At 75.8% G+C, this 21,815-nt stretch carries 19 protein-coding genes; 17 read left to right on the top strand and 2 right to left on the bottom strand.

The genetic code is table 11. The features are described 5' to 3' along the window. Window positions 1-24 precede the first annotated feature (24 nt). The gene (locus Sri02f_RS00660) at window positions 25-1,581 is read right to left on the bottom strand and encodes an amino acid adenylation domain-containing protein (protein WP_108999104.1); all 1,557 of its coding nucleotides are present in this window, start codon (window positions 1,579-1,581) and stop codon (window positions 25-27) included. A 557-nt stretch (window positions 1,582-2,138) separates the two neighbouring features. Then, window positions 2,139-3,494: an MFS transporter gene (locus tag Sri02f_RS00655; RefSeq protein WP_108999103.1), complete on the bottom strand. Its 1,356-nt coding sequence runs from the start codon at window positions 3,492-3,494 to the stop codon at window positions 2,139-2,141. Window positions 3,495-3,637: 143 nt separating this feature from the next. On the opposite strand from Sri02f_RS00655, the gene Sri02f_RS00650 reads away from it, so the two are divergent. The 17 genes from Sri02f_RS00650 (at window position 3,638) to Sri02f_RS00565 (ending at window position 21,805) form a co-directional block, all read left to right on the top strand. Then, window positions 3,638-4,210, top strand: a complete 573-nt coding sequence (locus tag Sri02f_RS00650) for a CGNR zinc finger domain-containing protein (RefSeq protein WP_108999102.1) — start codon at window positions 3,638-3,640, stop codon at window positions 4,208-4,210. Window positions 4,211-4,846: 636 nt separating this feature from the next. Further along, complete coding sequence (locus Sri02f_RS00645) at window positions 4,847-5,101, top strand: acyl carrier protein (RefSeq protein WP_108999101.1); 255 nt, start codon at window positions 4,847-4,849, stop codon at window positions 5,099-5,101. After that, window positions 5,098-8,373, top strand: a complete 3,276-nt coding sequence (locus Sri02f_RS00640; RefSeq protein ID WP_108999100.1) for a non-ribosomal peptide synthetase — start codon at window positions 5,098-5,100, stop codon at window positions 8,371-8,373. The genes Sri02f_RS00645 and Sri02f_RS00640 overlap by 4 nt, the downstream gene beginning before the upstream one ends. Beyond that, window positions 8,370-9,101: an alpha/beta fold hydrolase gene (locus Sri02f_RS00635; protein WP_108999099.1), complete on the top strand. Its 732-nt coding sequence runs from the start codon at window positions 8,370-8,372 to the stop codon at window positions 9,099-9,101. Before Sri02f_RS00640 ends, Sri02f_RS00635 begins: the two co-directional genes overlap by 4 nt. After that, entirely contained in the window at window positions 9,098-9,838 is a 741-nt protein-coding gene (locus Sri02f_RS00630) for an SDR family NAD(P)-dependent oxidoreductase (protein WP_108999098.1), read from the top strand. Before Sri02f_RS00635 ends, Sri02f_RS00630 begins: the two co-directional genes overlap by 4 nt. Window positions 9,839-9,844: 6 nt before the next feature. Then, entirely contained in the window at window positions 9,845-11,134 is a 1,290-nt protein-coding gene (locus Sri02f_RS00625) for a glutamate-5-semialdehyde dehydrogenase (protein WP_108999097.1), read from the top strand. 223 nt (window positions 11,135-11,357) lie between these two features. Continuing rightward, window positions 11,358-11,636: an acyl carrier protein gene (locus Sri02f_RS00615; RefSeq protein WP_108999095.1), complete on the top strand. Its 279-nt coding sequence runs from the start codon at window positions 11,358-11,360 to the stop codon at window positions 11,634-11,636. After that, window positions 11,633-12,997 carry a TrpB-like pyridoxal phosphate-dependent enzyme gene (locus Sri02f_RS00610; RefSeq protein WP_108999094.1) on the top strand — a complete coding sequence of 455 codons (1,365 nt, stop codon included), beginning with the start codon at window positions 11,633-11,635 and terminating at the stop codon, window positions 12,995-12,997. Before Sri02f_RS00615 ends, Sri02f_RS00610 begins: the two co-directional genes overlap by 4 nt. Further along, the gene (locus Sri02f_RS00605) at window positions 12,987-14,225 is read left to right on the top strand and encodes a hypothetical protein (protein ID WP_218029818.1); all 1,239 of its coding nucleotides are present in this window, start codon (window positions 12,987-12,989) and stop codon (window positions 14,223-14,225) included. The genes Sri02f_RS00610 and Sri02f_RS00605 overlap by 11 nt, the downstream gene beginning before the upstream one ends. Next, window positions 14,225-15,739, top strand: coding sequence for a class I adenylate-forming enzyme family protein (locus Sri02f_RS00600; protein WP_108999093.1), 1,515 nt, complete (start codon window positions 14,225-14,227; stop codon window positions 15,737-15,739). The genes Sri02f_RS00605 and Sri02f_RS00600 overlap by 1 nt, the downstream gene beginning before the upstream one ends. After that, entirely contained in the window at window positions 15,723-17,045 is a 1,323-nt protein-coding gene (locus Sri02f_RS00595; protein WP_218029817.1) for a type III PLP-dependent enzyme domain-containing protein, read from the top strand. The genes Sri02f_RS00600 and Sri02f_RS00595 overlap by 17 nt, the downstream gene beginning before the upstream one ends. Continuing rightward, a complete protein-coding gene (locus Sri02f_RS00590) occupies window positions 17,045-17,317 on the top strand; it encodes an acyl carrier protein (RefSeq protein WP_108999092.1) in 273 nt (90 codons plus the stop codon). The genes Sri02f_RS00595 and Sri02f_RS00590 overlap by 1 nt, the downstream gene beginning before the upstream one ends. Beyond that, complete coding sequence (locus tag Sri02f_RS00585; RefSeq protein WP_245970239.1) at window positions 17,314-18,519, top strand: acyl-CoA dehydrogenase family protein; 1,206 nt, start codon at window positions 17,314-17,316, stop codon at window positions 18,517-18,519. Before Sri02f_RS00590 ends, Sri02f_RS00585 begins: the two co-directional genes overlap by 4 nt. After that, on the top strand, window positions 18,512-19,666 hold the full coding sequence (locus tag Sri02f_RS00580; RefSeq protein ID WP_245970237.1) for an acyl-CoA dehydrogenase family protein: 1,155 nt from the start codon (window positions 18,512-18,514) through the stop codon (window positions 19,664-19,666). The genes Sri02f_RS00585 and Sri02f_RS00580 overlap by 8 nt, the downstream gene beginning before the upstream one ends. Further along, window positions 19,663-20,298: a 4'-phosphopantetheinyl transferase family protein gene (locus Sri02f_RS00575; protein ID WP_218029816.1), complete on the top strand. Its 636-nt coding sequence runs from the start codon at window positions 19,663-19,665 to the stop codon at window positions 20,296-20,298. The genes Sri02f_RS00580 and Sri02f_RS00575 overlap by 4 nt, the downstream gene beginning before the upstream one ends. Continuing rightward, on the top strand, window positions 20,295-21,305 hold the full coding sequence (locus Sri02f_RS41000; RefSeq protein WP_174855556.1) for a hypothetical protein: 1,011 nt from the start codon (window positions 20,295-20,297) through the stop codon (window positions 21,303-21,305). Before Sri02f_RS00575 ends, Sri02f_RS41000 begins: the two co-directional genes overlap by 4 nt. Then, complete coding sequence (locus Sri02f_RS00565) at window positions 21,302-21,805, top strand: flavin reductase family protein (protein WP_108999090.1); 504 nt, start codon at window positions 21,302-21,304, stop codon at window positions 21,803-21,805. Before Sri02f_RS41000 ends, Sri02f_RS00565 begins: the two co-directional genes overlap by 4 nt. The last annotated feature ends 10 nt before the right edge of the window (window positions 21,806-21,815 follow it).

Below are 21,815 nucleotides of genomic sequence, written 5' to 3'. Positions count from 1 at the left end.
GCCGGCGCCGTGCGGGGGAGCGGGTCAGGCGGCGGCCGGGGCGGACAGCAGGGCGGTCAGCGCCGTGCGGTCGACCTTGCCGTTCGCGTTGAGCGGCAGCGCGTCCAGCGCGGTGAGGACGGCCGGCACCATGTAGGCGGGCAGCCGCTCGCGCAGGCCCTCCAGGAGGGCGCCGGCGTCCCGGGCGGGGCCGGTGTACACGGCCGCGAGCTCGATGTCGCCGTCCGGGCCGTGCAGGGCGACCGCGGCGGCCTCCGTCACGCCGCTCTGCGCGAGCAGGGCGGACTCGATCTCGCCGAGTTCCACCCGGTAGCCGCGGATCTTGAGCTGGTGGTCGAGGCGGCCGAGGTGGACGAGCGCCCCGTCGAGGGTGGTGACCCGGTCGCCCGTGCGGTACCAGTGCGCGGCGCTCAGCGGCTGCGAACCGTCGTAGGGGACGGCCCGCTCGCCGTCGAAGGACAGGAACCGGCCGATGTCGTGGGCGGGGTCCAGATAGCCGGGGAAGCGCTGCGAGCCGCGCACGCACAGTTCGCCCTCGGGGGCCGGGCGGCCGTCCTCGCCGATGACGAGGTGCTCCTGACCGGGGTAGGGCGTCCCGATGGGCACCGTGCCGTTGGCCGGGCGGGGCCAGTGGCCGGCGTCGGCCGGCAGCCGGAACTCCGTCCACGTCACGGTCATCTCGGTCGGGCCGTAGATGTTCTCCAGCACGGAGCCGGGGGCCGCGGCCTGCCAGGCCCGCGCGTGGCTCAGCATCAGGGCCTCGCCGCAGAACAGGCTCCAGCGCAGCGTCGGCATGGCGCCGGGCTTCAGCGCGCGCAGCCGCCGGGCGATGGACGCCACCGACGGGACGGAGTTCCAGTGCGTGATGGCGTGCCGGTTGACGAACCGCACCGGCGAGAGCAGGTCCTCCTTGCCGGGCACGACGAGGGTGGCGCCGCCGCCCCACGCGCCGAACATGTCGTAGACCGACGGGTCGAAGGTCAGGTCGAAGGTCTGGGAGACCCGGGCGCCCGGAGCCAGCTCGTAGCGCGCGATGACGTGGCTCAGATAGGCCGAGACGTTGCGGTGGGCGATGGGCACGCCCTTGGGCCGCCCCGTCGACCCGGAGGTGAACAGGATGTAGGCGAGGTCGTCGGGTCCGGCCGCGGACGCCGGGAGCTCGGGCACCGGGCCGCTGCGCAGCGCCCGCATCCGCTCGGCCGACAGCACGACGGCCGGGACCGGCAGGCCGGCGCGGCCCGGCGCGCCCTCCTCGGCGATCACGAGGTCCAGGCCCGCGTCGCGGGCGATCGTGGCGTTGCGGGCGGGAGGGAACGCCGGGTTGAGCGGGACGACGGCGGCCCCGAGCCGCTGGACGGCGAGGTAGCCCGCGTAGGCGGCCGTGCTGCGGGCCGCCAGCAGGCCCACCCGCGAGGGGAGCCCGCCGTGCGCGGCCAGGAGCGCGGCCGCCAGCCGGCGGGCGGTGGCGTCGAGCTCGGCGTACGTCAGGTGCTCCCCGGCGACCTCGAGCGCGGTCCGCCGGTCGCCGTGCTCGGCTGCGGAGGCCGCGAACCAGTCGTACATGGTCCAGGTGGCGTTCATGATGTCCGGTCCTCTTCCGTGACGCGTCGCATGACGCCGGAACAGCTCTCGGCTTCGCGACAAGAAAATGGAAAGGGTTTGTCGAGGCGTAGCGAGAACGATATCCGCGGCCGCCCGGAACGCCGCAAGAGTGCGTCCGACCCCCGCCGCGCGACCATAGAGATTCTGAATTCCGCGTTTGCCGCGGGCGGCCGTCCGCGAGGATTATCCGCGGCGCTCTCCTCTTCACCCGAAGGAGTTTTCCCTCCCGCCGGTGAGGACCCAGGCATCGCCGCCCGCGCGGTGGCGGGCGGGCGGCCGTGCCCGCGAAGGCGCCGCAGGCCGGGGGAGCGGCCGGTGCGGGGGTGCGCCCGGCCCGCCCGGCCTCGGCGGGGGCATCCCCTCTCCCGCGGCCGCGCCCCTTTCCTCCGGCAGGGGCGCGGCGGGAGGCCCGTTTCCTGCGGCAGGGGCGCGGCGGGAGGGCCGTTTCCTGCGGCAGGGGCGCGGCGGGAGGGCCGTTTCCTGCGGCAGGGGCGCGGCGGGAGGGCCGCTGATCGCCGTACGCGGCGGGAGGCCCGCTAGTCGCCGTACGCCTGTGCCAGGGCGGGGCGGGTCAGGACGCGCAGGAAGGGGACGACGGTCACGGCCACGGACGCGGCGAAGACCCAGAAGGCGAGCCGCAGGCCGAGCCATTGGGCGAGCAGGCCCATGGCGCCGGCTCCGAGGGGCATGGCGCCCCAGCTGAAGAGGCGGCTCACGGCGGTGTAGCGGCCGAGCAGGGCGTCGGGGACGAGGCGCTGGCCGATGGTGCGGGCGTTCACCGTCCACAGGGTGCCGCCCATGCCGCCGGCGAAGGCGGCGGCGGCGACCGCCCAGAGGTCGGTGGTCAGCGCGGGCACGGCCATCATGGCGAAGGTGCCGGCCAGGTCGGCGAACATCGCCCAGCGGCGCCCGAGGGCCCGGTTCACCCGGGTCACGGTGAGGGCGCCGGTCAGGCCGCCGACGCCCAGCGCGCTCAGGAGCGTCCCGTACTGGCGGGGGCTGAGCTGCATCACGTCGGTGGCGAACAGCGGCATGAGCGCCAGCCAGGCCCCCCAGCAGGCGCACAGGACCGTCAGGATGAGGGACATGGTGCGCAGCAGCGTGTGCTGCCACAGGTAGCGCAGGCCGCCGGCGATCTGCCGGTTGACGCTCCCGCCGGCCCCGGCCCCGGCCCCGGCCCCGGCCCCGGCCTGCGCGGTGTCCCCGGCGGCGCGGAACCGGCCGGCGAGCAGCAGCAGGACCAGGGCGGCCGCCAGGTAGGACACCCAGGTCGCGCCGAGGGCGAAGCCGGTGCCCGCCGCGAGCAGGAGGCCGCCGACGAAGGGGCCGCAGAACTCGTTGCAGACCGTCTCGGCCCCGGCGATCCAGGCGTTCACCCGCTCGCGGCCCTCCGGCGGGACCAGAGCCGGGATCAGGGCCGATGCCGAGGTCAGCGCGATGACCTCGGCCACGCCCAGGACCGCGCCCACGACGCAGAGCACGGCGATGGTGACGCGCTCGGCCAGAGCGGCCTCGATGAGCGCGCCGAGCGCGAGCAGCCGCAGCGCGTTCGCCCCCCACAGCAGGCGCCGGCGGTCGGCGCGGTCGACCAGGACGCCGACGTGCAGGGCCACCAGCAGCCAGGGCAGCGAGAGGGTGAGCGACACCGCCGATATCCGGGCCGGGGAGGCGGAGACACGGGTGGCCAGCAACGGCAGGGCGATCTTGGTGACGCCGTCCGCGAGGTTGGTGATCGCGGTGAAGACGAGGAGGACGGCGGCGTTGCGGCCGCCGTGCCGCGCGGCCGGCTCCCCGGCGCGCGGCCCGCCGGGGCCCGCCGCGGCCGCCTCCACCCCGGTGTCCGCGACCGCTGCCACCGGGGCCTTCGCGGTCTGGACGGCTTGGTCGCTCATCACTTCCCCTAACCGGCTATCGCCTTCAGTGGTTATTCCCGAGGGGGCGAGTCTGACACGTCCGGAACCAAGTCCGCTACCCGGTGAAGTCGTTGACCGGTTAGGCCGGGGTGTACGCTGGACTCTCTGCGAGGAGATGACCCATGTCCGAAGCCCCGGCGTGCGCCCGGCTGATCGAGGCCTTCGCCAACACCGTCGACGTGGAGCTCGGCACCGACGAGCTGGCCACGCCGGGCGCGCTGTCCGCCTGGCTCGTCGAGCGCGGGCTGCTCGACCGCGAACGCCGCACCGGCGCCGAGGACCACGCCCTGTGCCTGCGCCTGCGCACCGGCATCCGGGAGGAACTGGGCGTCCACGTCGGCGACACCGCCGACGCGGCGCTCCTCGCCGGCGCCGACGAGGCCCTGCGGGAGCTGCCCGTACTGATCACGGTCCGCGGCGCCCGCCGGGACGGCGCCGTCCTGTCCCCCGCGGCGGACCTGACGCCGGTCAGGAAGGCTCTGGCCGGCCTCGCGATCGCATGGAGCGAACTGGTCGTCACCGGCGAGGCCGCCCGGCTCAAGCGCTGCGCCGAGCACGCCTGCGCCTGGGTCTTCTGGGACGTGTCCAAGAACCGCAGCCGCCGCTGGTGCTCGATGCGCGTGTGCGGCAACCGCGCCAAGGCCCGCCGGCACTCCGCGAAGCAGGCCGCCGCGGCGGCCGGCCGGCAGCCCTGACGGCGCCACCGGCGCGCACCCCGCCCGGCCGCACCCGCGCACCCCGCCCGGCCGCACCCGCTCCGCCGCACCCGCGCACCCGGCCCGGCCGCACCCGCTCCGGCGCACCCGCGCACCCGGCCCGGCCGCACCCGCTCCGCCGCACCCGCACCCGCCCCCGCCGGGCGCCCGCACGCGGCGCCTTCCCGGTTCGGGCCGGCGGGCGCACGGCTGCACCGCCCCGCCTCGCCGAGGCCGCCGGCACGCACGCGCCCCGCCCCGCCCGCCGGCGCGCCCCGCCTCGCCGAGGCCGCCGGCACGCACGTGCCCCGCCCCGCCCGCCGGCGCGCCCCGCCTCGCCGAGGCCGCCGGCACGCACGTGCCCCGCCCCGCCCGCCGGCGCGGCCGCGGCCCGCCTCCCCTCTTCCCTCTCCCGAAATCCCTGTTCACGGGTCCCTCGGCCACCCTTTCGGGATTTCCCATCGAAAAACCCGATGACGTCCCATCGAATAATCCTATGGCGGCCCATCGAGGAATCCGATGGCGTCTCATCGAAGAACTCGATTCCCGCACAAGCGTTGCTTGACCGCTCTTCGGCAATCGTTGAATCATCTTTCACGCGTCATAAAAGCGACCGTTGCCTGAGGAGCCTGATTAATGAACCGTACGGACGACGTGACCGGCGGCGACATCGTTTCGGCGGTCAGGAGGTATGTGCGTGTGCCTTTCGACGACCATTCCCCGCTGGCCGAGGTCGGACTGGATTCACTGTCCCTGGTGCGGATCGCCAGTGAGCTGATACCCGACCCGGATCAGGAGATCGATCCGACGGGCCTCGCCGCGGTCCGCACGGTCGGGGATCTCCAGCAGTGGCTGCACGGGCTTCTCCTGCCCGCGGAGAGCGTGCGATGACCGTCACCCCGCAGCTCGCCACCCTGCCGCTGACGGCGGCCCAGCAGGGCCTGCTCGTCGTGCACGGCTCGGTGCCGGTCCCGCACCTCTACAACGTCGTGGCCGAGCTGGAACTGGACCCGGCGCTCGCCCCCGCGGACCTCGGCCCGGCGCTGCGCGCCGTGCTGGCCGTCCAGCCCGCGCTGCGCCTGGCCGTGCGCGAGCGGCCCGCCCCGCACGCCGAACTGGGAACCGTCCCGGACGAGGCGCCGCTGCGGGTGGTGCCGAGCGACGCCGACGGCTTCGACCGGCGGCGCGCCGAACTGCTCGAGCAACTCGGCGGCCACGCCTTCGATCTGGAGCGGCCCCCGCTGCTGCGGGCGGTGCTGCTGCACACCGTCGACCGGTCCCGCTCGACGCTGCTGCTGGTGGTGCACCACCTCGTCTTCGACGGGTTCTCGCTGCGCCAGTTCGTCCGCGACCTCACCGCGGCCGTGCGCGCGGACCTCGACGTCGACCGGGTGCGGGTCGCCCGTGAACGGGCCCTGTGCCGGGAGCTGGCCGCGCAGCTGTCGGCCGCCGACGAGGAGCACGTCGAGCGGGCGGCCGCCGAACTGGCCGAGCGGCTGCGCGCGGCGCCCGCCACCGTGCTCCACCCCCGGCCGAACCGGCCCGCGACCACCGCTTTCACCGGCGCCCGCCGCGAGATCAGGCTCTCCCCGGAGCGTTCCCGGGCCCTCGGCGAGGTCTGCGCGGCGCTCGGCGTCAGCCCGTTCGTCTTCTTCTCGGCCCTCTACGCGGCGCTCCTCGCACGGCACTCGGGCAACACGCAGGTGGTCTTCGGCAGCCCGGTGCTGGCCCGCCGCACGCTGGGCTCGCTCGACCTGTGCGGCTTCTTCGTCAACACCCTGCCGCTCGTCGTCGACGTCGACTTCGGCCAGCGCTTCGACGCCTTCGTCACCCAGACGGTCCGGGCCGAGGCGGACCGGGTGAAGAGCAGCGCGGCGCTCTCCTTCGACCGCGTCGTGCGCCTGGTCGCACCGGACCGCTCGACCAACCGCAACCCGGTCTTCTCCTGCATGCTCGCGATGCAGGACGCGACCGACGCGGAACCCGGCGCGGCCGTCCGGCGGGTGCGCGAGCACGGCAACGGCACCGCGAAGTTCGACCTCTGGCTGGGCGTCACCCCCGGCCCCGACGGCTGGCTCCTCGAGCTGGAGCACGACCGCGAGCTGCTGCCCGAACCGCTCGCCGGCGCGCTGGCCGACTCACTGACCGGCCTGCTGGAGAGGGCCGTCGAACGCCCCGGCACGGTCCTGGCCGAACTCTTCGAGGACGCCTCGTCGGCCGAGTCCCGCGCCCACGACGGCTTCTGGCGCCGGCCGGCCCACCCGGACCTGCACCGCTGGGTGCGCGCGGGCCTGGCCCGACGGCCCGAGGCGATCGCCGTCGAGGAGGACGGCCGCCGTGTGACCTACGGCGAGCTGGAGGAGCTGGTGCGCTGCGCCGCGGCGGGTCTGGCCCGGCGCGGAGTGGGCCCCGCCGCCGTGGTCGGCCTGACCACGCCGACGCTGGTGGACACGGTCGTCGCCGTCCTGGCCGTGCTCGAGCGGCGCGCCGTGTTCCTGCCGCTGGACCTGACCCTGCCCGCTGAACGGCTCGCCTACATGACCGGCAAGGCCGGCTGCCGGCTGGTCGTCGGCCGCGGCGCCGTCGACGGCGCCCGGGTCGTGGCGCTGAGCGAACTGAGCGCCGCCGGCGACGGCGACGCGCCGCCGGCCGGCGGGGCCGCGGCGGGCGACGGCGCCGGCACCGTCCTCCACGACGACGGCACCGTCCTCCACGACAGCGACGGCGCCAGCCACGACGGCGACGACGGCACCGTCCTCCACGACGACGACGGCGCCAGCCACGACAGCGGCGGCGGCGACGGGGTGTACATCATGTTCACCTCCGGCTCCACGGGGCGCCCCAAGGGCGTACTGATGGGCAACGGTCCGCTGGTGAACCTCACCGCCTGGCAGCTCGACGCGCTGGACATGGACGAGCGCACCCGCTTCCTCCAGTACGCCCCCCTCGGCTTCGACGTCTCCTTCCAGGAGATCGTGCCCACCCTCGTGGCCGGGGGGACCCTGGTCTCCCGCGAGCCGGCCGACCGCAGGGACCTGCCCGCGGTGCTCGCCCGGGTCAGCGCGCTGCGGATCTCCCACCTCTACCTCCCCGTCGCCGCCCTGCGCCCCTTCACCCGGGCCGCCCAGGACGCCGGGGACGACCTGCCGCACCTGCGCCACCTGTGCGTCTCCGGGGAGCAGCTGCTCCTCGACGACGGCATCCGGCGCTTCCTCGCCGACCGGCCGCACATCAGCCTGGTCAACCTCTACGGCCCCACCGAGACGCACGCCGTCACCGCACACCGGCTCACCGGGGCCGGACCGTGGCCGGACCACGTCCCGATCGGCCGCCCGATCACCCACACCACCGCCCACGTGGTGGACGCCACCGGCCACCTCGCCCCCCTCGGCGTGCCGGGCGAGCTGCACCTGGGCGGCGCCTGCCCCGCGCACGGGTACGTCGGCGACCCCGCGCGCACCGCGCAACGCTTCCTGCCCGACCCGCGCGGCCAGGGCGACGACGCCCGCATGTACCGCACCGGCGACCAGGTGCTGCGCGACGAGCAGGGCACGCTGCTCTTCCTGGGCCGCGACGACGACCAGGTCAAGATCCGCGGCTACCGGGTGGAACTCGGCGAACTGGAGACCGCGGCCGCCGCCCACCCCGACGTGCGCCTCGCGGTGGCCGCCGTCCTGGGGGAGGGGGCCGACCGGCAGCTGGCGCTGTTCTTCGTGCCGGAGGACGGCCGCTCGCCGCTCCCCGACGACGTGCGGCGCCGGGTGGCCGAAGCGGTCCCGGGATACATGGCGCCCTCGCGGGTGTTCGAGGTCGCTTCCGTGCCCCTCACCCGCAACGGCAAGGTGGACCGCCCCGCCCTGCTGAAGGAGGCGCAAAAAGCCGTCCGCGAGGAGGCCGCGTCCGGCGGCGGGGCCCTCACCACGGCGAAGGACCCGCTCGAAGCGTGGCTGCAGCACCTGTGGGGGGAACTGCTCGGACGCGCCGACGTCCCCCTCGACCGCTCGCTCCTCGACTACGGGGCCCACTCGCTCAACGTGATGAGCGCGCGCGCCGCGATCGAGGAACGCCACGGCGTGCAGATCCCCGTCCTCGACTTCTTCCTCGACCCGACCATCCGCGCCCAGGCCGCCTGGATCACCCGCTCCCGCGACGGTGCGCGATGACCGCCCCCACCGGCGACACGCGCCTGCTGGTCCTGCTCGCGCAGCGGCCCGGCCCGCTGGACAGCCTGCTGATCCACCCGGCGGGCGGCGGCCTCGCCCAGTACCTCGGCGTCGCGAGCCGCCTGGCCCGGCACGGCACCGTGCACGGCATCCGCGCCGACGGCCTGCTGGCCGGCGAGGAACCCGACGACAGCGTCCCGGAGATGACCCGCAGATACCTCGCCCTGCTGACCGGGCTGCCGCGCCGGCCGAACCTGCTGGTCGGCTGGTCCCTCGGCGGCGTGATCGCCTGGGAGCTGGCGGCCCGGCTCGCCCAGGACGGCCCCGCGCCCGCCGTCGTCCTCATCGACAGCTTCCCCGAACGCGAGAGCGCCGGCGACACCGTCCGCGCCGACCTGCTGGCCGCCGTGGAACGCTCCGTCGCCACCCTGGGCGGCGGCCGGGACTCCGCCCGGGCCCGGGCCACCGCGCTGGCGCACATCAGGGCCGGCGCCGCCCACCGCACCGAGGCCCGCGGCGCCGGCCCGGCCCTGCTGATCGCCTGCGAGAGCGAGCACCGCGCCCGGCAGATCGACCGCTGGCGCAGCCTGGCCGACCGGCTGGCCGTACGCCACCTGCCCTGCGGGCACTTCGAGGTCTTCGACCCCGCCCACCAGGGCGCCCTGCTCGGGCACCTGGACGACTTCCTCGCCCGTACGACCCCCGCCGCACAGGAGCACGCCCCATGACCGAACCCCCTGCGCTCGCCGTCGTCACCGGCGGCACCCGCGGCATCGGACTGGCCCTGTCCCGGCGCCTGGTGCGCCTGGGGTACCGCACCGTCGCCCTGTACCGGGCCGACGAGGAGGCCGCCCGGCGGGCCGCCGGCGAGCACGGCCTGATCGCCGTGCGCGCCGACGTCGCCGACAGCCACGCGGTGCGCGCCGCCGCCCGGCACGTCCTCGCCGAGCACGGCACGCCGCGGGTGCTGGTGAACAACGCCGGCGTCAACATCGACCGCCCCTTCCTCGACCTCACCGCATCCGACTGGCAGCGCGTCCTGGACACCAACCTGTCCGGACCCTTCCACCTCACCCAGGCCTTCGCCCCGGCCATGCTGGCCGCGGGGGAGGGCGCCGTCGTCAACGTCGGCGCCACCACCGGCATCCGCCCCCGCCTCAACGGCGCCAACTACGCGGCGGCCAAGGCGGGACTGCTCCAGCTCACCAAGTGCCTGGCCCTGGAGCTGGCGCCCGCCGTCCGGGTCAACTGCCTGATCCCCGGAATGACCCAGACCGAGGAGCTCATCACCCGCTTCCGGCTGAACGAAGCCCCCCACCGCGCCGCCGTCCTGTCCGAGATCCCGCAACGTCGCATCGGCTCCCCCGACGACATCGCCGACGCCCTGGAGTACCTCGTGGGCCCCCTCAGCGGCTATGTCACCGGCCAGAAGCTGATCGTCGACGGCGGCCAGTTCATGTGGTAGGAGATCATGACCGACGCACTGCTCACCTCCGCCCGCGCCGCCCTGGCGGCCGCCCCGCCGACCGGCGACCCGGCGTACGCGCGCTACTGCCGTGAACTCGCCGAGCGCCTGGCCCGCCACTGGCCGGCCGTCCTGAAGGCCAACGCCCAGGACCTGACCCTCGCCGGGGAGCGCGGCCTGTCCCCGGTCCTGCTCGACCGGCTGCGGCTGACCGACGCCCACCTCGGCCGCCTCCAGCAGCTCACCCGTGCCGCCCTGTCCGAACTGGCCCAGGTGAGCGCCCCCGACACCGGGGTCCCCGTCGGCGACTGGGGGATCCGGCTGCGCACGCCCAAGCCGCTCGGCGTGGTGTTCATGGTGTACGAGGCCCGGCCCACGGTCACCGTGGAGGGCGCCCTGCTGCCCGTCGCGGTCGGCAACGCCGTGCTGCTGCGCGGCGGCAAGGAGATCGCCCGCACCAACGGGGCGCTGTCCGTCGTGGCCCGCGAGGCCCTGGAGGCCGCCGGACTCCCGGCCGACCTGGTCACCGTCCTCGACGACCCCGACCGCACGCAGCTGCGCGCCCTGCTCAAGCGGCCCGACGCCGTCGACGTGCTGATCCCGCGGGGCAGTCCCTCGCTCATCGACTACTGCCGCACCGCCTCCTCGATCCCGGTGATCGCCAGCGGCGGCGGCGTCAACCACCTCTACGTGCACCGCAGCGCCGACCTGGACCTCGCCGCCGAGGTCGCCCTGGACAGCAAGCTGCCGGAGCCGACCGCCTGCAACACCGCCGAGATGCTGCTCGTCGACGCCGAGGTCGCCGCTGATCTGGTGTCCGCGATCCTGCGCGCCGCCGAGCGCGAGGACCGCCAGGTGGCCGTGCGGCTCGACCCGCGGGTGCCGCGCCCCGGCGGCCGGGCCGGCGAGCGGCCCTGGCGGATCGAGGACCTGCACGAGCACGACCTCGGCCGCGAGTTCCTCGACGCCACGATCGGCGTGCGCCCGGTCGAGGGCCTGGAGGAGGCGCTGGCCCACATCCGGCGCTACGGCTCCGGGCACACCGAGGGCGTGCTCGCCCGCGACGCCGGCGTGAGCGAGGAGTTCACCCGCCGGGCCGACGCCGCGGCGATCGTCGTCAACGGCTCCCTGCGGCTGCACGACGGCCCCACCCTCGGCCTCGGCTCCGAGATCTCCATCAGCACCGGCCGCATGCACGTGCGCGGCCCGGTCACGCTCGGCTCGCTCGTCACCCACAGCTGGGTCGTCCAGGCGCGCGGCACGCTGCGCAGCCCCCTGACCGCGTCCCGGCCCTGACCCCCCCCGGCCCTCCCGGCCACCCCCGGGCCCTCCCGGCCACCCCCGGGCCCTCCCGGCCACCCCCGGGCCCTCCCGGCCACCCCCGGGCCCTCCCGGCCTTCCCCGGGCCCTCCCGGCCTTCCCCGGGCCTTCCCGGCCTTCCCCGGGCCTTCCCGGCCTTCCCCGGGCCTTCCCGGCCTTCCCGGCCTTCCCGGCCTTTCCGACCCTTCACGGAGGAACCATGATCACCGGACTGGACCGCGCCGCGGTCACCGAGTCCGTCAAGCGCGTGGTCATCGCCGAGTCCCGGCTGTCCCTGCGGCCTGCCGACATCGACGACCACGAACCGCTCAACGGAGAGATCCTGCGCGTCAACTCCCTCGGATTCGTGGGCATGCTGGTGCGCTTGGAGGACGAACTCGACATCGTCCTGCCCGACGACCTGTTCGTCGGGCGCAGCTTCCACACCGTCCACGACCTGATCGAGATCGTCCTGTCCGCGGCGGAGGCGTCCCGATGAGCCGTGCCGAGCCGCCCGCCCGCTGGCGCAGCGTCCTGCCGCACCTGGACGAGCCGCTGCCCGCCGACCGCACGCCCCGGGCCGCGGCCGGCGGCGTGCAGGTCAACCTGCCGATGGCGCTGGTGCGCCAGAGCGTGCAGCTGAAGGAGTACTGGGAGATCCCGGCCGAGGTCGCCGACGCCTACCGGGCGTTCCGGCCCACGCCGCTGTGGCGGGCCCGGGGCTTCGAGCGCGCGGTCGGGGCGCGGGTGCCGATCTACGTGAAGTACGAGGGCGGCAACATCTCCGGCAGCCACAAGCTCAACACCGCCCTGGCACAGGCCTACTACTACGCGCGGGCCGGGGTGCGCGAACTCGTCAGCGGCACCGGCGCCGGACAGTGGGGCACCGCCCTGGCGGCGGCCTGCGCCATGTTCGGCATGAAGTGCACCGTCTTCATGGTCGGGGGCAGCCTGCGGCGCAAGCCGTACCGGGGCACGCTGATGCGGACCCTGGGGGCCACCGTGCACGCCAGCCCCAGCCCCCTGACCCAGGTGGCCCGGCGCGCCGGCGGCGACGTCAACAGCCTGTCGCTGGCCATCGGCGAGGCGGTGGAGTACGCCGCCCGCACCGAGGGCGCGGCGTTCTGCATCGGCAGCGGGGAGACCTACAGCATCCTGCACCAGTCGGTGATCGGCCTGGAGGCCGCCGACCAGCTCGCCGGCCTGGACGCGTCGGTCGACGCGGTGGTGGGCTGCGTGGGCGCGGGCTCCAACTTCGGCGGGATCGCGCTGCCCTTCTTCTCCGCCGCGGCCGCCGCGGGCGAGAAGCCGCCGCTGCTGGTGGCCGCCGAGTCCAGCACCACGCCCAAGCTGACCCGCGGCACGTACGCCTACGACCGTACGGACGCCACCGGCACCGGGCCGATGGAGGCCATGTACACCATCGGCAGCTCCTACCCGATCCCCGACTCGCACTCGGCCGGGCTGCGCTTCCACGGCGCGGCGAAGGTGCTCTCCGCGATGCGCCACCGCGACCAGATCGCGGCCACCGCCGTCGGGCAGGTCGAGGCGCTCGACGCGGGCCGCCGCTTCACCCGCGGCGAGATGGTGCTGCCCGCCCCCGAGTCCGGCCACGCGCTGGCCGCGGCCGCACGTCTCGCGGGCGCCGGAGCCGAGGGCAACGACGGCCTGCTGCGCGCCGAGAAGGGCGTGGTGGTGTGCGTCAGCGGCCACGGCTACCTCGACCTGGGGGCCTACCAGCAGTTCCTGGACGGCGAGCTGAGCGATCAGGCCCCCGACCCGCAGGCGCTGCGCCGCGCCATGGGCGCCCTGGAGCCGGTGCAGCAGCCGGCGGGTGCGGGAGCCGTCCATGTCCGCTGACCTCGCCCCCGCCCCCGCCCCCGGGCCCGCCTGCGCGTCCCTGCCCGCCCGCGTGCCCTGGCCGCTGTTCGACTGCGTCCAGGTCAACCTGGCGATCCTGGCCGAGCGCTGGCACGGCCCGGGAACCTCTCTGGACCTGGGCGCCGTGCTGCGCTTTCGCCCGCTGCCGGGACCGCACGGACTGCCCACGGTGGAACGCTGCGCCGCCGACCAGCTCGGCGAGGCGGCCCAGCGCCTCGGGCTCGCCGTCCTGGAGCGCCGCACCACCGCACCGGGCGAGGCCGTCACCCCGGCCGAGGGCCGCTACGTGGTGGCCGACGCCTTCCACCTGCCGTGGGTGCCCTACGCCGGACGGCGGCACATGGAGCACAGCTTCCTGCTGGAACCGGCCCCCGACGCGGACGCCGTCGTGGTCGACGGCTACCACAACGAGACGCCCTGGGGCAGCGCCCGCCCGGTGCGCCGCCCGCTCAGCCGCGCCGAACTGGCCGCCGCCGTGCCCCCACCGGCGCTGGCCCTCACCCTCGCCCCGGCTAAACGTCCCCCCGCCCCGGCCGCGGCCGAAGCCGACCTGGCGGACGAGGAGACGGCCGCCGCCTACGTCGCCGCGTACGCGGAGCACCCCGACCGGCGCGCCGCCTTCGACCGGCTCACCCTGGAGACCTGGCTGCTGGCCCGCTCCCGCAGGCTGCACGCCCGCTTCCTGCGCTCGCGCGGCATGCTCGCCGACGACGAAGCGGCCCTCGCCCACGTCGAGGCGTGGCAGTCGCTGGCCGAGAGCGTCTACCTCGGCTCCCGGCGGGTGGAGCGCGGCCGGCCCGAGGCCCGCGAGGTCTTCACCCGCCTGGCGCGGCAACTGGGCCGCGACCGCGAGGCGTTCGGCCCCGCCACGCTCCGCGCGCCCGCGCCGCGGCCGGCCGACGCGACGCCCGTGCCCGCCCTGCTGCGGGCCCGCGTCGCGGCCGCCGCGGGCGCCGTCCTCAAGGCCGACCCGGCGGCCCTGCTCCAGGGGCGCCCGCTGGCGGACGTCCCCGGCTTCACCTCCTTCCGGGTGGTGGAGATCGTCGAACGCCTCGAACGCGAGCTGTCCGTCGAGTTCGACGCCGACGACCTCGTCCCCGAGAACCTGCACCACGTCGACGGCATCTGCCGCATCGTGCTGCGCGCCCAGCCCGCCGGCCCGGCGGCGCAGCCCGCCCGTCCCGTCGCACGCACCGGAGGGAACTGATGTCCGCCCACACCGACCTGCTGCACGACCTCCTCGACCGGGCAGCCGCCCAATGGCCCGAGCGGCCCGCCGTGACCAGCGCCGGCCACACCCTCAGCTACCGCGAACTCGACGCGGCCTCCCGGCGGCTGGCCGCCTGGCTGCACGCCTGCGGACTGCGGCGCGGGGACCGGCTCGTGATCTGCGCGCCGGGATCCACCGCCCAGCCCGCGCTGGTGTACGCCGCCTCCCGGGCCGGAGTGGCCTTCTCCCTGCTGCACGAGCAGGTCCACGGCATCCAGCTCGACCACGTCCTCGACGACTGCGAGCCCGCCCTGCTCGTCACCGACGCCCCCCTCGCGCAGGCGGCCGCGCAGCGCCGCGGGGTGCGCACGGCCGGCACACCGGCGGTGGCCGCGGTGGCCTTCACCGGCACGCCCCCGCCGCGCGATGCGCCGCCCGGCCCGCTCACCGTCGACCCCGTGTGCCTGATCTACACCTCCGGCACCACCGCGCTGCCCAAGGCCGTCGTCAGCACCCACCAGCAGCTGACGTTCGCCGCCACGGCCATCCAGTCGGTGCTGGAGTACCGTGCGGGCGACGTCGTCTACAGCCCACTGCCCCTGTCCTTCGACTACGGCCTCTACCAGCTGTTCCTGTCGGCGCAGGCCGGCGCCCACGTGGTGATCGGCCGGCCCGCCGAGGCCGGCCCGGCGCTGCTGGGGAACCTGGCGAGCACGGGCGCCACCGTGCTCGCCGCCGTCCCGTCCGTGGCCGACGCCCTGGCCCGGTTGCTGCGCCGCACCCCCCGGCAACGGCCGCCGCTGCGGCTCCTGACGAACACCGGCGCGGCGATGCCCGCCCAGACGCTCGAGGCGCTGCGTGCGGCGCTGCCGGGACTGCGGGTGCAGCTGATGTTCGGTCTGACGGAGTGCAAGCGGGCCACGATCATGCCGCCCGACGCCGACCTGGAGCGGCCCGGCTCCAGCGGGCGCGCACTGCCGGGCACCGAGGTCTTCGTCGTCGACGAACAGGGCCGGCGCAGGCCTGCGGGGGAGGTCGGCGAGATCGTGGTGCGCGGCCCGAACGTCATGGCCGGGTACTGGCGCCGCCCCGAGCTCACCGCGCAGCGCTTCCACCGGGTGGAGGGCCTGCTGCCGCAACTGCACACCGGTGACTACGGCTGGGTGGACGAGGAGGGATACCTGTACTTCGAGGGCCGGCGCGACGACATCTACAAGGAGAACGGCTTCCGCGTCAGCGCCACCGAGGTCGAGGCCGCCGCCCGCCGCGTCCCGGCGGTCGCCGCCGCCGCCGTCCTGCCGCCGCAGGGCCCGCGCCCCGCGGTGCTCTTCGCGGTCGGCGAGCTGTCGCCCGCCGAGGTGCTCCAGGCCCTGCGCGAGCAGATCGAGGAGTTCAAGATCCCCCGCCGCTGCCTGGTCGTCGACGCGCTGCCGCTGACCGGCAACGGCAAGGTCGACCGCAAGGCGCTCGCCGCCCTGACCCAGGAGGCCTCCCGTGCCGCGGCCCGGTAGCACCGTGCGGCCGGCCCCGCCGGCGCCCGACGACGTCCTGACGCGCCTGCCCACCCCCGCCTACGTCTACGACCTGGCCGAGGTCCGCCGCAACCACGACGCGCTGGTGGAGGCGCTGCCGGGCGGCGCGGGCCTGTACTACTCCCTGAAGGCCAACGCCCACCCCCGCCTGCTGGCCGTGCTGCGCGAGCGCGGCGCGCTGCCCGAGGTGTGCTCCACCGGCGAACTGCAGGCCGCGCTCACGGCCGGCTGGCCGGCCGCGGACGTCCTGTACACCGGTCCGGGCAAGCGGGACGAGGAGATCGGCCACGCGCTGCGGCTGGGCGTGCGCACGTTCTCCGTGGACTCCCCGTACGCGATCGGGCAGCTGGACCGGCTGGCCGGCCGGGCCGGCGTCGCCGCACGGTGTCTGCTGCGCGTCAACGACGACCAGCCGGTGCCGGGCCAGGGCCTGGCGATGACCGGCGTGGCCTCGCAGTTCGGCGCCGACACCCGGTGGGTCCTCGACCGGCCGGAACTGTTCGCGAGCCGGCCGCACGCCGAGGTCGCCGGCCTGCACCTGTACATGGGCACCAACCTCGGCGAAGTGGACGCGCTGGTGGGCCAGTTCACCCGTTCGCTGCACACCGCCAAGACGCTCACGGCGGCCCTGGCGGGACACGGGACGCGCATCCGCGTCCTGGACCTCGGCGGCGGCTTCGGCGCGCCGTTCGCGACGCAGGGCGAGCGCATCGACCTGTCGGGACTGCGGCCGCGGCTGACCGCGCTGCTCGACGCGGAACTGCCCGCCCGGCACACCGACGGCACCCGGGTCGTCTTCGAGTCGGGCCGCTACCTGGTGGGCACGGCCGGGGTCCTGCTGACGGCCGTGCTCGACGTGAAGCGCTCCCACGGCAAGGACGTCGTCGTCCTGGAGTCCGGCATCAACCACCTCGGCGGCATGTCGGGACTGCGGCGGCTGCCCGCCCTCAACCCCCGCCTGGTGCCGCACGGCGCCCGAACCGACGCCGACGGCGACGGCGGTCCGCTCCGCGACACCCTGGTCACCGGCCCGCTGTGCACCCCGCTCGACACCTGGGCGCGCGCCGCGAAGCTGCCCGCGCTCGCCCCCGGTGACCTCCTCGCCGTCCCCAACGTCGGCGCGTACGGGCTGAGCGCGAGCCTCGTCGCCTTCCTCGGCCATCCGCTGCCCGCGGAAGCCGTCGTCGACGGCGACCGCCCCGGCGCGGCCCCCGAGATCACCCGCATCCACCTGACCCGCACCACCGTCCCGGCCCCGGCCGGCACCGACCCCGGAGTGAAGTGATGGACACCCGTTTCACCGAACTGCTCACGCCGTTCCTGAAGTTCCTCGGCGAGCAGGAGATCACCCCCGACGCGCCGCTGCGGGAGCTGGGCCTGGACTCGATGCAGGCCATCGAACTGCTCTTCGCCATCGAGGACGCCTTCGGCGTGACCCTGGCCGACGACGACATGAACGACGACACGTTCGCCACCGCCGGCAGCCTGTGGAGCGTGGTGCACGCCGCGCTCGGCGCCCACCACGGCGCGGACGGGACCCAGGTGAGGGCCGCGTGAGCGCGCCGACGTTCGCCCCCGCCCGGCCCGCCCCGGCCGCCGGGCCGGGCGCCACGGCAGTGGCCGACCGGGTGGCCCGCGTCGCCGCCGTGGCGGCCGAGCACGTCGAACGCACCGACCGGGACGCCTCGTTCCCCCTCGAGGCGCTGCAGGAGATGCGCCGCACCGGCCTGCTCGGCCTCCTCGTCCCCGCATCGCACGGCGGCCTCGGCGGCACCACCGACGACGTGGTGAGCGCCGGCATCGCCCTGGGCCGGGTCGACACGTCCGTGGCGATGATCTTCGTGATGCACTGCCAGCAGGTGGCCGCGGTGGTGCGCTACGCCAACGACAGGCTGCGCGAGGAACTCCTGCCCGAGATCGCCGCGGGCCGGATGTACCTGGCGTCCGTCACCACCGAGGCCGGCAAGGGCGGCCACCTGCTGAGCAGCCGGTCGGCGCTCGCCGCACACGAGGACGAGCTCCTGCTGGACCGCTTCGCGCCGATCGTCACCGGCGGCGAGTACGCCGACGGCTTCCTGGTCACCATGCAGAGCCCGCCCCCGGCCTCCCCGCATCAGGTGTCGCTGGTCTACGCCCACCGCGACCAGCTCACCGTCGAGCGGTCGGGCCACTGGCAGCCGCTCGGCATGCGCGCCAGCCACAGCGTCGCCCTGCGGCTGACCGGCACGCTCCCCGCCCATCAGGTGGTGGGCGAGCACGGCGCGTTCCGCACCATCGTGACCACGGTGTTCGGGCCGATGGCCCACCTGGGCTGGTCGGCGTGCTGGCTCGGCACCGCGGCGGGCGCCCTCTCCCGCGTCGTCAAACTGCTGCGCTCCCCGCACACCCGCGGGCGCGTGGACCTGGACTCCGAACTGCTGCTGACCCGGCTGTCCCGGGCCCGGCAGCGCATCGACACGGTGCACGCACTGCTGGAGCGCGCCCGCCAGGTCGTCGCGAGCGCCGACGACCTCAGCGTGCCCCGGGTCCAGCTGCTGCTCAACGCGCTGAAGATCACCGCGGCGGACGAGTGCCACCGGGCCGTCGACGACCTGGTGGACGCCGTCGGCATGCGCCACGGCTACCTCAAGGACTCACCCACCCGCCTGGAACACAGCCTGCGGGACCTGCGCTCGGCCGCCCTGAACTACAGCAACGACCGCCTGCACCTGGTCGACGGCAAGCTCGCCCTGCTCGATGCGGAGGTGCGCCTTGCCTGACCTGATCGAGACCGGTCGCGCCCCGACCGCGCGTCACCGCCCGCGCGCGGCCACCGCGCTGGCCGCGCTTCCCGCGGCCGCACCGGTGTCCGAGGTGTGGGCGGCGCTCGGCGAGGCGGGCGTCCTGGCCGACCTCTACGACCCCGCAGGCCCGGCCCCGGGGACCACCGCCGCCGTGGACCCCGCCCGCCTCGCCGCCCTCATCGGGGCCGTGGACGCCCGCGGCGACAACGGCGTCACCCTCAGCGTGCTGGTCCAGGCGGCCGGCGCACTGCCGGTCCTCGCCGCCTGCGCCCCCGCGACGGGACCCGTACGCCAGGCGCTCGAGGAGACGCTGTCCGGGGCGGCGACGGTGGCGCTCGCCGCCACCGACAGCGCCGCGCCGGGTTCGGACCTGGCCGGCCTCGGCACCGAGGTGGACATCTCAGCGGACGGGCTGCTGCTCACCGGCGGCAAACGCTGGATCACCACCGCGTGCGCCGCCGACCGGCTGCTGGTCCTGGCCCGGCACCGGCCCGGCCGGCACTTCACCAGCTTCACCTGGGTGCTCGTGCCCGCCACGGCGCCCGGTGTGCGCGTGCGCCCGGCCGGCAGCGACCTGCTCGCGGGCTCGGCGACCGGCCACGTCGAACTCGACGGCGTGAGGCTGCCGCCCGACCACATCGTGGGGCGGCCCGGACGCGGCATGGCGCTCTTCGCCCGGCACATGGGCACCGAACGCCTGGCGGGCGCCCTGTGGACGGTGGCGCTGACCAGCAGGGTCCTCGCCGACACCAGGGAACGGCTGACCCGGCGGCACGGCGACGGGCGGCCCCTGTGGCACCACGACGCCGTGCGCCAGCGCTACGCCGCCTGCCTGGTGCAGGTGCGCCAGCTGCGCGCGCTGTGCGAGAGCCTCGGCGACCGGGTCACCCGCCGCCAGGACCTCGCGGCGGCCGCCCTGCTGAAATCCGCGGCGGGCCTCGTCGCCGACCCCGTGCTGGCCGCCTGCGCCCAGCTCCAGGGCGCCGACGGCTTCGCCCGCGACGGCGCCCAGACCATCCGCGCCGAGGCAGGCGTCCTGGGCATCGGCGGCGGCGTCACCGAGGTCGTCCTCGCCGCGGTGGCCGATCACGCGGACACCCTACTCACGGAGTTGCGCTCATGACTCTTCTGACGCTCCAGGTCACCCCCGGTGTCTGGGTGGCGCGGGGCGAACGCGGCCAGTGGGCCCGCCCCGACCCGCACCCCCACGACCGGGCGGCCGCGGCCGTCCTGCCCCGCTGGCGGGTGGAGGAGTTCCTCGCCAGCCGCGCCCTGCTGCGCCACCTGCTGCGCGCCACGCTCCCGGAACTGGCCGACGAGCCGGTGCTCGCCGAGGAGCAGGGACGCCCCGTCCTCGCCGGAGCCCCCGGCACGGGCATCAGCATCTCCCACGACGGAGACGCCGTCGCCGTCGCCGTCGCCCGGCACCGCCGGGTCGGCGTCGACGTCCAGCAGCCCCCCGACAGCGTCCCCGACGCGTTGCTGCGCCGCTGCCTGGGCGCCCACACCCCGCAGGTCGCCCCACTGCCGCAGCGCACCCGGGCGGCCGAGTTCGCCTGGGTGTGGACCGCCCAGGAAGCCTGCGTCAAAGCGGCCGGGACCGGGCTGTCCGGCCGGCCCTGGGCGATCGACATCCGGCCCGGCCGCCGCCGCGGCCAGTGGCACGACTTCCAGTGGATCAGCCTGCGCGACCTCTCGCGGACGCCGTTGAGCTGCGCCTTCTCCGCCCCTCGCCCTGACTTGGACCCCTCGTGAACCTGACCGGCGCGCCGGCCACGATGCCGGATCTCAGCTGCTACACGACGAACCTCCTCGCCCACCTGGCGCCCGACGTGCCGGGCGTGCGCCGCCGGTTCGCCGAGGGCGTCCGCCTCGCCGTGCGCCTGGACCTGCCCCCCGGCGAACTGGCCTTCTCCCACCACCCCCGGGTGGACCGGACCGGGGACGGCCGGGAGCTGGCCTACCGCGGCGCGGCCGGCTGGCCGGCGGCCCGCGCCGCGCTGCTCGACACCCTGCACCGCGAGCAGCGCGTCCTGGCCGCGGGCAACACCCGCCACCTGCCCTGGGCGGCGGCCCACGGGCGGGCGGACGCCCCGCACTGGCTGCTGATCCACGAGCACCGGGCGGGCCGCTGGCGGGTGGCCGACCACTTCAGCGCCCTCACCCCCTTCGGCGACCAGGAACCCTTCCACGGCTGGATCGGCGACGCCGACCTGGCCGCGGCCCTGGCCCCCGTGCCGGACCCGCCGCCGGAGGTGGTGCGGCGCGACCGGTTCGCGCTCGGCCAGGAGACACCGGTCCCCTCCGCCGGGCACTACCGATGGCTGACCTGGCAGGCCGCCCCGCCCGCAGGCGGCGCCGCGCCCGGCCCGGGAACCTGGAGCCTTCGTCTGGAGACGTCGCTGGCGGCGATCGCCGGCGCCTTGCGCACCGACGCCACCGCGCTCGCCCGGTACGCCGACGACCTGTGGGCGGCCGCCCGCCACCACACCTACGCGCTGGCGTTCGCGGTGGCCGACGGCCGCCTCCACCCGGAGTCGGGCGCGGCCGCGTCGGCGGCCTGGGGCGAACTGCCCCGCACGCTGCGCTTCGCGGCCCAGTCCGCCGCGCGAGGCCGGCCCCGCCCCGGCGTCGTCGACCGCGCGCTCGAGCAGCTGCTGAGCGCCCAGCAAGCCCTGGGCGCGGACCTCCCCCCAGAAAGGACGATCATGCAACGGACTCTGCGTGACACCGGCGGCCCCGAAGACGGGGAGCACCGATGACGACCGAGAGCCTGCTGTCCGCGCCTCCCGCAGTGCCGGACGAGGCGTTCCGCCACGCGATGGCCCGGCTGCCCACGGGCGTCGCGGTGATCACCGCGCAGGGCCCCGACGGGCCGGTCGGCTGCACCGTGAACGCCCTCATGTCGCTGTCGCTGCGGCCGCCGTCGCTGCTCGTCTCGCTGTCCACGGCGAGCCGGACGCTGGAACAGGTCCTGGCGAGCGGCGCCTTCGCGGTGAACGTGCTGGCGTTCGGCGACCGGCACCTGGCCGGGCAGTTCGCGACGGGCACCGCGGCCCAGCGCTTCGGCGGCGTGTCCTGGCGCCCGCAGCACGGCGTCCCGGTGCTGGCGGCGGCCTCGGTGGCCGCGGTGTGCGACGTCAGCAGCTCTGTCCGCGTGTTCGACCACACTCTCGTCGCCGGCGCCGTGACCTGGTCGCGCGCCGACGAACGGCCGCCCGCCGTGCTGTACGCGGGGGGCCGGTACCCGGCGGGCGGCTGACGCCCTTTCC

It is taken from the genome of Streptomyces rishiriensis (assembly GCF_003112535.1).
Classification (GTDB): Bacteria; Actinomycetota; Actinomycetes; order Streptomycetales; family Streptomycetaceae; genus Streptomyces; species Streptomyces rishiriensis.
The sequence above is the reverse complement of the archived record's forward strand: the minus strand, read 5'-3'. Positions and strand labels throughout refer to the sequence as shown.